Genomic DNA, 12,442 nt, shown 5'->3' on the forward strand with positions numbered 1-12,442 from the left:
TTTATGTAATAATTCAGTCAAGTGCATGATGGTGAACCCTTATAATGTCGAAAATATATTGGATCACATATCTTCATGCACTTCAAAAAAAATTATTCTTTTTTTAAAAATAATGGTCACTCTTTGTGACCATCTCTCAGGCATAAAGCGCGGGAATTAGGCGGAACTAAATGAAATGTTATTAGACCCCTAGATTTTAAGCAGTATAATTTTTTTCTTTATCAAAAGGTTTTAATGATTCTGCAATTTGCTTATATAATTCAGGAAGCCATCGGGGCTGCGCAAATGTGGTGGTAGAGGGCTTGCTTTTACGCAAATCGTTAGGTGCAATAATTACCTGAATATTATTTAAACCAACACGTCGTGCCAAAACAAAAAGCTGATCTATAGCAAGATCGCCTACAGCTAAACAACCTACAGATAAATTTTTCCCATGAATAAAAATATTATTGCCTAAATTTCTTCTCCCATCTTGATAACCTTTTTGTTTATCAAAATTATTGGGATAATTAATCATCATTGACAAATGCATGCTACTGAATGGATTAAAATTGACTAACTTATAGACACCCTCGGGAATTTGTTTATCATTCTCACGTAACTTAGGACCTAGACGACCACTGAATCCAGTTAAAGGGTAGTCATGGATATGTTTCCATGATTGATTAGAGTTCTTAGCCCAGAGTTCAACTTTTCTTTCTGATTTAAAGGCAAGTAAAGCAATATTACTCGGGGGATAACTTACCTTTGCTTTGGAGAAATAAGATTTCAGTTGTGGTTCAACACGTAAGCCATATCGTTTTATTGCTCGGTCTACTGCTTGATCCCAATTAAGCTTAGGAGCCATAGGATAGCAATTAAGGCTAAATATCATTATGACAAATGCAAATAACCGTTTCATAGAAATACTAGAGTGATGGATTGTTGGCATGTTATCAAATATTAATGCAAAGAACAATTTAACCTCCCAGACTTCTCTCTTAAATAAAATTACGTAGTGCTTTATTCTATTTTATTGATTCTCTACTTGGAACGTATCAATACGTTTAACTTTTATTTTTTTGTTTTAATAGTATTTGTTTTTTTATTGGTAATGATAATTGTGTCGCAATGAAATCGGGACTCGTTGCTAAATGTCCTATGGAGGGTAATAAACCATAATGGTTTGGACAAAGATACGCGACTGAGCTGTCACTATCAATTTTATAAAATACATACTTACTATCGCAATACCCAGGTTTTTCAAAGAGAGCCACTTGCATTATGGGCGTTCCTTCCATCTTATTTTCTATAAAAAAAGCATTAATCCACAGATTACTAATAACAATAAATGCTCCTACAACTAAAAATGCATTAATCAAGGTATATGTGTATTTAAAAGTAGGACCATTTATACTTAAATGCGATATGACTAGTATTAAGGCAAGTAGCAAGATAAGTAAATTAAACGAATAGATTCCGGCATTAAGATAGTTAAAATAGGTTCCAAAAATTTGATTTCCAGAGAACTGAAAATGAATGAGTAGCGCAATAAGGCTAAGCCAAAGAGATGAAATGATGTAATAAATAGCTTTTCTTTTAATTCCAATAATAAAGAGTACTAGAGCAATTAATGGAAAAAGACTTTGTATTAATTTTCCCAGTGTATACATTTGAGCCATACTCTCAAAATTAAGTGATATTTACTTTAAAACTATATAGTTATAACAGTATTTTTCGTATATGTATAGATTATGGGTGGCTTGAGCTTTGGTTTCATGAACTATAGTCACGCTGTCCATACCAGAGTTTTAAAATGAATTATCTTGAAGGAAAGATATGATTCTGAAGTACATCCGGACAAAATGTCCAAACAAATTATCTTAATGAGTTAAGCCTGTCAATTTATTAATAGGTATTGGTATTGTCGATGCATTTTTCTTTAATAAGCGTTAAGTAGGGCTGTGTTGGATATATTGTTGTTTTAATCATAGTCTCTGGCAATTTGATTTGTTTAACTGCAAAAGGATTTTCAGATTTAAACATATAATTTAGTGGGTTGATTGGGTTTGGAAAATAGCCCTGATTACTCATTTGCTTGTTCGGGCGATTGGACGGATGCACACTACCAATCCATAGGGGTTGGTTTGATTCTAAGAAGTTAAAACTTGATTCCCAAATTCTTAATTCCAAAGATAACTTGGTTTGTTGATCTGTATAGGTCATGATCAGCATAGGTGCTTTATTCTCATATAACTGAGTAAGTAATGGCAGTTTAATGCTATTTGGTTTTTGACTTATTCGTCGAAGTAAGTTGGTAAAAAATGAATCTGTGTGTGATTTCCATCCATTTTTTTCAAGATTACTTTGCAACGTATCCAAATTACCTGAGAATTGAAGGTTTAATAAACTAATTCGCTTACCTATCCTACTGAATTGATAAATGGGTAGAGTAGGCTTCTCTTGTTCCCACCATGTTTTTTCGCTCAAAGTAAATTTTTTATGATAGGGCGTATGGCTATAAGATATAGTTTTAAAATTCAGATAAGTGGATCCAAATGAAGATAAAAGAACTCCGATAAAAAGCAGAGAAATCATTAATACTGAAGGTATTGCTTTTTTTTGCAGAATATTAGATTTTCTATAAATCAAGCAGTGAATTAAGCAAATTGCTGTACCGGCAAAGTAGGATGCTAAAATATCTGTAAGCCAATAATCTCCTAAATAAAGAGCACCTAAACCACTCAAGCCAAGAACAGAGTATACAACAGGCTTTGACATGTTGATGAACAAGTCGTAGGTATTATTGATGTAAAATAAAATAAATCCATACAATGCTGTAGCAATCAAAAGATTAACTGCGGGAAATGAAGAACCAGGCATCACAATCAATAATCCAGCAGGCCTTGGGCTATGAATAAAATATCCAAGTGATAGGGCTAATAAAATACTAAATATAGTGAGGCTAGATAAATAAATAACTGCCGCTTTATTTTTGCTGTAAATAAACCAGCAACAACAAATGATAAAGAGACTGATTATCGTTGTTGTAGAGGCTAATTGACTACAAAAGATAAAAAATATTTTTAATGTTGGTGTGTTAAAACTTTGTAAGAATAAATAAGCTGGATAATTAACCAACGTTAGATATTGAGTCGATGCAGTTAAGCCTAAGAGGATAAGGAAAAAAAGCAGACAAATGACAGTTATCAATACAATGGCAGCAGTGTGATAGTGATTTGATTCGCCACGAGGTGTAATTACCTGATACACATAAACAAAAATAGAGTTATTTTTTAGCTTTAGCCAAAAGGTGTGTAAGTGTAATTTTAAAATAGAACTTAATAATCCAATTATTCGTTTTATAAATAAACTAATAAACCAAAGTCCAGCAAGCAAAATAAGAATTAATATAAATAAGCGCGTTGCACTTTCAGTGGATAGTTCATGACTCGCAGCTCCTATTGCAACACCAGGCATTATGTATAAAAGAGACCAGCCAATCGCTGATATAACATTTGCTACAAAAAATCGCCATTGCTTCATATGCAGTATACCTGCAATGACGGGAATAATTGAGCGTAGAGGACCCACAAAGCGACCAATTAGTACACTTTTACCACCGTGTGTTTCAAAAAAATCTTTGCCATATTGTAGCCAACGTGGATACTTACTAAATGGCCAAATTTCAGTCAACCGGTCACTATAGTAATACCCCAGGAGATAACTAAGACTATCACCAGCAACCGCTCCTAAAATCGCAGATAATAACGTAAGATCAATACGCATAATCCCTGAGCCCGCAAGTATTCCAATGGCAGTCATGGTAACACTGCCAGGTACAATACTACCCACAATCGCTAGAGACTCAGTCAGGGAAATTAAAAACGTGATAAATAAAGACCAGTGAGGGTTCTGTTGCAACCAGTCAGTAAGTGGCTGTACATAATCTACGAACAAGTTCATATTTATTTCAGGGATAAAATTGTTGCAGAAAATATTGCACGAAATGCTGATTTACTTCCTCTATTTGCACAGATGGAACAAACTTGCTTATTTGAGTCATTTCCATTTTTGCAAATCCACATGGATTTATTCCTGAAAAAGGTTTTAAGTCCATATCAACATTAAGTGCAATTCCGTGATAAGTACAACCATTTTTTACTCTTAAACCGATTGAGGCTATTTTTTTATCATTAACATAAACCCCAGGTGCTCCACAACGAATAGAACCTTCTATTTGATACTGTGCAAGAACAGAAATTAAGATCTGTTCTAATTGACTCACCAATGATCTTATACCTAGGTTTTTCCTACTGATATCCATTAAAACATAGGCAACGAGCTGGCCTGGTCCATGGTAGGTTACTTGTCCTCCTCGATCTGATTGCACAACGGGTATGGATGCAGGATTAAGTATGTGTTCGGGTTTACCTGCTTGTCCTTGCGTATAGACAGGGGAGTGTTCTAATAACCAAAGTTCATCTTGGGTATTTACATCACGGTTTTGTGTAAATTCTTTCATTTGCAGCCAAACATCATTGTAATTTTGAATACCTAGCTGTCGTATTTTCATTATAGAACCATTTTTACTTCTGGATGCTGCGTAATGGCTCTATAAAATGTATCCAGTATCTCTTGATTTTCAGCATAAACAGTAACAGTTATAGCTAAATAATTCGAATCTTTACTCATTTTATGAGTCAGCGCATCTTCCGCAATATTAGGAAAGTGTGTGACGGTAATTTCTCTGATCTCTTCAAGAAAGACAGTTGAATTATTCCCTATTATTTTTATAGGAAAATAACAGGGAAATTCAATTAAAGTTGTTTTTTCCATCCTTATACCCTATAAATCCTAAGAGCCAAACCAGCGTTTAAAAGCCAAACGGATTGAGTCTTTTGTTCGAGTATAAATACCACCTGATTCAACATCTTGCAAAGCATAAAGAGGTCGGGTTGATACAACGTTATTATCAAATTGAACCACCAAATCACCTATTTTATCACCTTTCTTAATTGGTGCCTCCAGGTATGAGGGAACTTTAGTAGAAATATTAAGACGTTGATACTGGCCAGTAGGAATAGTAATGTATTGATCTTCATTTAAGCCTACAGTTATCTTATCAACACTCCCTTTATAAAGTGGAAGCTCGGAAATTGATTGTCCTGACTTATAAAGCTGATGTGTTTCAAAAAATCTAAAACCATAGTTTAGTAGTTTTTCACTATCATCAGCACGAGAAGAGTCGCTTGGTTCACCAAGGACAACAGCAAGTAAACGCATATTGTCTCGTTTTGCAGAGGATACAAGACAAAAACCTGCTTCATTCGTATGACCAGTCTTTATACCATCCACTTGATTATCGCGCCATAACAAGCGATTTCTATTGGGTTGACGAATGCCATTATAGGTAAACCATTTTTGCTTATACCAATCATAATATTGAGGGAAATCAACAATTAATGCTCTTCCAAGGATCGCTAAATCTTTTGCGGTGGTATATAGATTAGGGTCAGGCAAACCAGTACTATCAGTAAAATGACTGTTTTTCATTCCAAGGTTTTGAGCCTGCTGATTCATAAGATCAGTGAATGAATTTTCAGTGCCACCAACATGTTCTGCCATAGCAACACATGCATCATTGCCTGAGTCTACGATAATCCCTTTGAGCAGGTCTTCAACAGGAACTTGTTGGCCCTCTTTGATAAACATGCGAGAACCACCTATTTTCCAGGCATCACGACTCACTCGAACGTTATCAGTGAGATGAATTTGTTCATGATGCAGGGCATTAGATATAACATATAACGTCATCATTTTCGTTAAGCTTGCGGGAGGCAAACGCTCTTCACTGTTTTTCTCAGCAATAATTTTGCCACTGTTTACATCGATCAGTATGTAGGCCTTGGCATTAAGCATTGGAGCTGCAGGAGTAACTAAAGGTTTATTATTCACCGTAGGTGAGGGTCTTTCCAGATCTGCAGTAGGTTTTGTTGGTAAAGTACCTTCCTCAGCCATAGAGTTAGTTGACTGTACAAATAAAGTAATGATAAACAGTGTTGTCAATAAAATAGACGTTGTTCTTGTCATGTTGTTATCTAGTCCGATTACAAAAATGTGGATATAGTACTACCACAGCCTTTTGCAGGCAACAAAATAGCAGATGAAAAATAATGAAATTTTTTCCAAAATAAAATAAATCTTCGAAATTATCTGATATTTCTGTATATTAGCCAGAAAACAATAATTAAAACTAGAAATTATGCGAAAGATACTTATTGCCGTGACGATTATATTAGCAGGTTGTCAAACTACAAATCAGTCTCTTGATTCTGCATCATCAAAAACAAAGCAGCCTACACGACAAGTAACTCAAAATAATAAGAATTCCAATAATTCCATATATAATCGTTATAAGAACAAAGGGAATCGATATACTCAAGTTCAAGATGGAGCACCCACTAAATTGAGGCATATCAGTTTTAAGGAACCTGTGCCCGCCAAGGAACCTTTAAGTCGATATGGCAACATATCAGAATATTCTGTTGATGGTCGCTCATATCAAGTGATGAGGAGTTCAACGGGATATAAAGCAAGGGGGATTGCTTCCTGGTATGGAACAAAATTCCACAAACAAAGAACTTCAAGTGGTGAGCCTTATGATATGTATGTGATGTCTGCTGCACATAAGACCTTACCTTTACCTACTTATGTAAAAGTTAAAAATTTGAATAATGGAAAAGTTGCAATTGTTAAAGTAAATGATCGAGGGCCATTTCATTCTGATAGAATTATCGATTTATCCTATGCTGCGGCTTTAAAACTAGGAGTCTTTCCGAAAGGAACTGCACCTGTTGAAATTGAAACATTAATGGGACCGGCTGGGCAGGCGCATTATTATCTTCAGGCAGGTGCTTTTACAACCGAAATTCTAGCAAAACGCTTAAAAGATAAATTAGCACGTATCACTCCATCTCCAGTTTATATCGAACACTATAAGCAACATTATATCGTGAGGGTTGGTCCATTTGGTTCAAAAAATATGGCCGATAGTTTGAAGCACAAATTAGCGCTTAATGGAGTAACGGGATCTTTTTCCGTTTTGATTTGATTCATATTGAATATTGATAGCTAATTAATGGATTAATGGTTAAAATTATTGCGTCAAATTTTCAGAACGTTAGAATTACTAATAGTAATAAAATTGTAGCCTTGGGTAAAAGCACAGTATACGCTCTTTATTTGTATTCAACTTCTTGTTTTTTTGCGCTTATTCAGGCTTACAGTTTTTTTTTAATTAAAGTCGGTTTTATTTTAATATTGAGGTACAAAATCAATGCATGATGGCTCTGTGTTTTATACAATATTCTTAATTTTCGCAGGCGCTGCATTTTTATCAACCCTGGTTCTTTATACCAAACAATCTTTGCTGGTTGCGTATATCCTTCTCGGCGCAGTATTTGGACCATGGGGTCTAAAACTTGTATCTGATGTGAGTATTGTCAAACAAATTGGTGATGTTGGAATAGTTTTCCTATTATTCCTGCTTGGATTGCATTTGCAACCACAAAATCTCGTGCACATGTTAAAGAAAGTTACCTGGATTGCTTTAATTAGTTCTGTTATGTTTGCTGTGACTGCATATTGGATTGGCAGATTCTTTGGATTAACTGTGACCGAATCATGGATTTTGGGCGCTTCAATGATGTTTTCAAGCACTATAATTGGTTTGAAATTATTACCCACGACTATTCTGCACCATCAACATACTGGCGAAGTGATGATAAGCGTGTTGCTTATGCAGGACGTCATTGCAATCATTGTACTGATCTTAATTAATGGCGCTCAACAAACGGGTGGTTTTTCCATTGATGATATTATTTTAGTAGGGATTAATTTACCTGCATTGTGTCTTTTTGCTTTTGCTTTTGAGAAATATGTTTTAATACGGTTACTGGCTCGTTTTGACAGAACTCAGGAATATGTATTTTTATTATCAATTGGCTGGTGCCTGGGTTTGTCTGTTCTTGCGCAAAAGATGGGTCTTTCAGAAGATATTGGTGCTTTTATTGCTGGAGTTGCGTTGGCAGCAAGCCCAATTTCCCTTTTTATTGCAGAGAGCCTCAAGCCTTTAAGGGATTTTTTCCTGGTTATGTTTTTCTTTTCAATTGGGGCAACTTTTAACTTTGGTTTGGCCCAGCAAGTTGTAATTCCTGCGCTTATTTTATCTGCTTTAGTGTTGCTGTTTAAACCGGTTTTATTTTATTTGCTTCTTGGAAAATCTGGCGAAAAAAAACATGTTGCGAAAGAGGTGGGTATTCGTTTAGGACAAGCGAGTGAGTTTTCATTGCTTGTAGCTAGCATTGCTTTAAGCACTCAGCTTATTTCGGATAAAGCTTCAAATTTAATTCAAGCAACTACTATTTTAACCTTTATCGTGTCATCCTATTTTGTTGTATTGAAATACCCAACCCCCATAGCATTCTCTGATAAAATGCGTAAGGATTAAATAATGAAATTATTAGTAATATTATTGTGTTTATTAAGTGAACGTTTTTTGATTCACTCTATTTCCTACCAGCGATTTTATTGGTTTTCAGATTATTGTCAAAAAATCAAAAATGTAGGCGATAAGCATAGTGTTCTTAATAATCCATGGGCGCTCTTGGCGTTAATGATAGTGCCTATTTTACTGCTTGTATCCATCATTTATCTATTACTGCATCCTATAGTATTTGGTTTGATGGGATTTCTTTTAAGTTTGGTGATTTTCTTTTATTGCCTTGGCCCTCAAAATCTTTTTTATCCAATAGTACAATCAGAAGTCAAGAGCAACCAAGAGCTCGTAGGGGACTATTTTATTTTAGTCAATAGACAATTATTTTCTCTTGTATTTTGGTATATCATCGCTGGGCCTATTGGCGCATTGGCATACCGATTGATTACTTTATGTCGTGATATTCATTTCGTCGGTGAGCAAGCAAATGAAATTACTGATTTGCTAGAATGGATTCCTGCTCGCATAACCGTATTACTTTTTTTACTTGTGGGAAATTTCCAACGAGGTTTTTCTTTATTCGCCAGTTACTTTCTTGCTAAACCTGATGTAAATAGTGACATGTTACGTGAATGTGGATTACAAGCAGTTAAAACAAATGAAACAGAAGAAATTCCTATGCCAGTAGCAGAGGGATTGGTTGAACATGCAATTATTGTTATGTTGGTTTTTATTGCTTTATTTACATTAATTACCTGGTTGTAGATGAGTTAACAGTGGTATTGAGCTAACGTAGTTAAGCTACATAATAATTTTGTGGATATTATCTATATGAATTCTTTTTTGCGGCTAGTTTGTTGCACTATAATATTACTGCTTGGCGGTTGTCATGGATTGCAACAAAATGCACTAAAAGGCCAAACATTAGAACAATGTAATAGGACTTGTGTGCAACATTTTGATTTTTGTAGACAAAATTGTGTTAATAATTGCTCAACATGTTCCCATGCATCTCAAAGGGAAGCAGAAAAAAATTTTGCAAAATATGTGCATGAGCGGAAAGTTGAAGGCAAAAAGGTGATGCGTGAGTTGAATTCTTACCGCGATCCACTACAATGCCGCAAAGTAACATGTGATTGCTTATCAGATTTCACAATTTGTAAGAAAGGTTGCACGGGTGTAATTCCAAAAAAATTACAAGCTGTACCTTATTGAGTTTAATAGATTTCGGGGAACACTTTCATGGCAAATGAAAATAATTTAGATTTGGATCCTATAGAAACACGTGAATGGCTGGATGCCCTGCAAGCTGTATTAATCAATGATGGTCCCCAACGAGGAGCTTTTCTTTTAAAACAGCTTCTTAATAAAGCGAATGCGGAAGGGGTCAACTTAGCCAGTTCAATTAATACACCTTACAGAAATACCATTAATTTGCATGAAGAAAAGCAAATACCTCCCGATGAAGGTATTGGCAAACGGATTAGCGCATTGATTCGTTGGAATGCTGTGGCAATGGTATTGCGTGCAGGAAAATATGCTCCTGAACTAGGTGGACATATTGCCTCTTATGCTTCATCATCTACTTTGTATGAAACAGGTTTTAATTACTTTTTTAAAGGACCAAATGGTGAGCATGGCGGTGATTTACTATATATCCAAGGTCATTCTTCCCCCGGTATTTACGCACGTGCCTTCCTTGAGGGACGACTGACAGAAGAGCAATTAAGTAAATTCAGACAAGAAGTAGAGGTTGATGGTTTATCTTCATACCCACATCCTTGGTTGATGAGTGAGTTTTGGCAATTTCCTACTGTATCTATGGGATTAGGCCCTTTACAAGCTATTTATCAAGCCCGATTTTTAAAATATCTAGAAAATCGAGGGTTAATTAATAACGAAAATAGAAAAGTATGGGCATTTCTTGGTGATGGTGAAATGGATGAGCCTGAGTCAGTAGGGGCTTTAAGCATTGCCGCACGAGAAAAACTTGATAATCTTATTTTTGTTGTGAATTGTAATTTACAGCGACTTGATGGCCCAGTACGTGGCAATGGCAAAATTATTCAAGAACTAGAAGGATTATTCCGTGGTGCCGGTTGGAATGTAATTAAAGTCATTTGGGGTGGACGCTGGGATCCATTGCTTGCGCGTGATAAGGATGGCTGGTTGCAAAAACGCATGGAAGAGTGTGTTGATGGTGACTATCAAGCTTACAAAGCAAATAATGGTGCCTATGTCCGACAACATTTCTTTAATGAATATCCAGAATTAAAGAAAATGGTCGAGAATTATTCAGATGAAGAAATCTGGAGATTGAATCGAGGTGGCCATGATCCTCAAAAAGTTTATGCTGCCTATGCTAAAGCTGTGGAACATAAAGGATCGCCAACGGTTATTTTAGCAAAAACAATTAAAGGCTATGGAATGGGAGCAGCTGGTGAAGGTCAAAATATTACCCACCAGCAAAAGAAGATGACTGTGGATCAACTGAAGGCATTCAGAGATCGATTTAGTATTCCTATCAGTGATGACCAAATTGCAGAAATACCATTTTATAAACCTGCAGATGATAGTCCCGAAATTAAATATATTAAAAAACAAAGAGAAATGTTGGGCGGGTATTTGCCCTCACGCACTACCAAAGTTGATCCTCTAAAGGCTCCTGACCTAGCTGAGTTTTCAGCAGTTACCAAAGGGTTAGGTGACCGTGAAATTTCAACAACGATGGCATTTGTGCGTATTCTTTCAACCTTGTTGAGAAGTAAGGAAATCGGTTCACGTATCGTTCCAATCGTTCCTGATGAATGTAGAACTTTTGGGATGGAAGGTTTATTTAGACAAATCGGTATTTATTCTCCAGTTGGTCAACTTTATACACCGGTAGATCATGAACAAGTCATGTTTTATCGTGAAGCAAAAGATGGACAAATTCTTGAGGAAGGAATTAATGAGGCAGGAGCTTTTTGCTCGTGGATTGCCGCAGCGACCTCTTACAGTTCGAACAAATTGGCTATGATCCCATTTTATATTTATTATTCAATGTTTGGATTTCAACGTATTGGCGATTTGGCATGGGCTGCAGGGGATATGCAGGCCAGAGGATTTCTATTAGGCGGAACTGCTGGACGAACAACACTTGCTGGCGAAGGGTTACAACATCAAGATGGACATAGTCATTTATACGCTTCAACAATTCCAAATTGTGTCTCTTATGATCCTACTTATGCTTATGAACTTGCTGTGATCATTCAAAACGGTTTGTATCGTATGTATGAGAAGCAGGAAAATATTTTTTATTACATTACAGTAATGAATGAAAACTACATGCATCCAGATATGCCAAAAGGGGTTGAAGAGGGAATCATTAAAGGAATGTATGTATTGCAAGAAACCAAGAAGAAATCGAAACAACATGTACAGCTAATGGGAAGTGGTACCATTCTGCGTGAAGTAATTAAAGCAGCACAAATGTTAAAAGATGATTATGGTGTGACTGCAGATATTTGGAGTGTTACAAGCTTTAATGAATTAAGAAGGGATGGTTTAGCTGTGGAACGCTATAATGCAATGCATCCTAAGGAAAAGGAACAAAAAAGTTATGTTACAACTCAATTAGAAGGTAGACCAGGACCTGTGATTGCTGCAACAGATTATTTAAGAATTTATGCAGATCAAATTAGACCGTTTGTACCTAATCACTATATAACTTTGGGTACTGATGGTTATGGAAGAAGTGATACGAGAGAACGTTTACGTCATTTCTTTGAAGTAGATGCTAAATTTATCGTTCTAGCGGCATTGAATGCTTTAGTCGCTGAGGGCAGTATCGATAAATCCAAAGTTGTGGATGCCATGAAGCGCTATAACATTAATCCTGATAAATTAAATCCGGTTAATCATTAGAATTAAAAGTATATAGTAGGCTTAGTAATCCAGGTTGTGATTGTATTGGAACATACA

Annotated in this window: 10 protein-coding genes; 4 read left to right on the plus strand and 6 right to left on the minus strand. The window is 35.8% G+C overall.

Annotation, left to right across the window (positions count from 1 at the left end; genetic code table 11):
• Positions 1-196: 196 nt before the first annotated feature.
• The 6 genes from ELY20_RS13905 to ELY20_RS13930 all read right to left on the minus strand — a co-directional run bounded on the left by ELY20_RS13905 (position 197) and on the right by ELY20_RS13930 (position 6,072).
• Complete coding sequence (locus ELY20_RS13905) at positions 197-901, minus strand: L,D-transpeptidase family protein (protein WP_110143446.1); 705 nt, start codon at positions 899-901, stop codon at positions 197-199.
• Between the two features lie 145 nt (positions 902-1,046).
• Positions 1,047-1,652, minus strand: a complete 606-nt coding sequence (locus tag ELY20_RS13910; protein ID WP_110143445.1) for a type I secretion system protein LssZ — start codon at positions 1,650-1,652, stop codon at positions 1,047-1,049.
• A 235-nt stretch (positions 1,653-1,887) separates the two neighbouring features.
• Positions 1,888-3,945, minus strand: a complete 2,058-nt coding sequence (locus ELY20_RS13915) for a bifunctional DedA family/phosphatase PAP2 family protein (RefSeq protein ID WP_110143441.1) — start codon at positions 3,943-3,945, stop codon at positions 1,888-1,890.
• Positions 3,946-3,952: 7 nt separating this feature from the next.
• Complete coding sequence (gene lipB, locus ELY20_RS13920) at positions 3,953-4,555, minus strand: lipoyl(octanoyl) transferase LipB (protein WP_110143440.1); 603 nt, start codon at positions 4,553-4,555, stop codon at positions 3,953-3,955.
• Positions 4,555-4,818 (minus strand): HP0495 family protein, encoded by a 264-nt coding sequence (locus ELY20_RS13925; RefSeq protein WP_110143439.1) that lies wholly within the window; start codon positions 4,816-4,818, stop codon positions 4,555-4,557. The genes lipB and ELY20_RS13925 overlap by 1 nt, the downstream gene beginning before the upstream one ends.
• Before the next feature lie 18 nt (positions 4,819-4,836).
• Positions 4,837-6,072 (minus strand): D-alanyl-D-alanine carboxypeptidase family protein, encoded by a 1,236-nt coding sequence (locus ELY20_RS13930; RefSeq protein WP_165831626.1) that lies wholly within the window; start codon positions 6,070-6,072, stop codon positions 4,837-4,839.
• 172 nt (positions 6,073-6,244) lie between these two features.
• Here ELY20_RS13930 and ELY20_RS13935 point away from each other — a divergent pair, with 172 nt between their 5' ends.
• From ELY20_RS13935 to aceE, 4 genes are all read left to right on the plus strand, one after another.
• Complete coding sequence (locus ELY20_RS13935) at positions 6,245-7,093, plus strand: septal ring lytic transglycosylase RlpA family protein (RefSeq protein ID WP_110143437.1); 849 nt, start codon at positions 6,245-6,247, stop codon at positions 7,091-7,093.
• 225 nt (positions 7,094-7,318) lie between these two features.
• On the plus strand, positions 7,319-8,491 hold the full coding sequence (locus tag ELY20_RS13940; protein ID WP_110143435.1) for a cation:proton antiporter: 1,173 nt from the start codon (positions 7,319-7,321) through the stop codon (positions 8,489-8,491).
• 3 nt (positions 8,492-8,494) lie between these two features.
• On the plus strand, positions 8,495-9,244 hold the full coding sequence (locus tag ELY20_RS13945) for a hypothetical protein (protein ID WP_110143434.1): 750 nt from the start codon (positions 8,495-8,497) through the stop codon (positions 9,242-9,244).
• Positions 9,245-9,721: 477 nt separating this feature from the next.
• Entirely contained in the window at positions 9,722-12,385 is a 2,664-nt protein-coding gene (gene aceE, locus ELY20_RS13955) for a pyruvate dehydrogenase (acetyl-transferring), homodimeric type (RefSeq protein ID WP_165831625.1), read from the plus strand.
• Positions 12,386-12,442 lie beyond the last annotated feature (57 nt).

Origin of the sequence: Legionella qingyii, from assembly GCF_003990155.1 — a bacterium.
Taxonomy (GTDB): domain Bacteria; phylum Pseudomonadota; class Gammaproteobacteria; order Legionellales; family Legionellaceae; genus Legionella; species Legionella qingyii.

Bases quoted from the DNA above. Each gene is read 5' to 3' on its own strand.
- ELY20_RS13905 (WP_110143446.1), bottom strand. From the start codon at position 901: ATGAAACGGTTATTTGCATTTGTCATAATGATATTTAGCCTTAATTGC.
- ELY20_RS13910 (WP_110143445.1), bottom strand. From the start codon at position 1,652: ATGTATACACTGGGAAAATTAATACAAAGTCTTTTTCCATTAATTGCT.
- ELY20_RS13915 (WP_110143441.1), bottom strand. From the start codon at position 3,945: ATGAACTTGTTCGTAGATTATGTACAGCCACTTACTGACTGGTTGCAA.
- lipB (WP_110143440.1), bottom strand. From the start codon at position 4,555: ATGAAAATACGACAGCTAGGTATTCAAAATTACAATGATGTTTGGCTG.
- ELY20_RS13925 (WP_110143439.1), bottom strand. From the start codon at position 4,818: ATGGAAAAAACAACTTTAATTGAATTTCCCTGTTATTTTCCTATAAAA.
- ELY20_RS13930 (WP_165831626.1), bottom strand. From the start codon at position 6,072: ATGACAAGAACAACGTCTATTTTATTGACAACACTGTTTATCATTACT.
- ELY20_RS13935 (WP_110143437.1), top strand. From the start codon at position 6,245: ATGCGAAAGATACTTATTGCCGTGACGATTATATTAGCAGGTTGTCAA.
- ELY20_RS13940 (WP_110143435.1), top strand. From the start codon at position 7,319: ATGCATGATGGCTCTGTGTTTTATACAATATTCTTAATTTTCGCAGGC.
- ELY20_RS13945 (WP_110143434.1), top strand. From the start codon at position 8,495: ATGAAATTATTAGTAATATTATTGTGTTTATTAAGTGAACGTTTTTTG.
- aceE (WP_165831625.1), top strand. From the start codon at position 9,722: ATGGCAAATGAAAATAATTTAGATTTGGATCCTATAGAAACACGTGAA.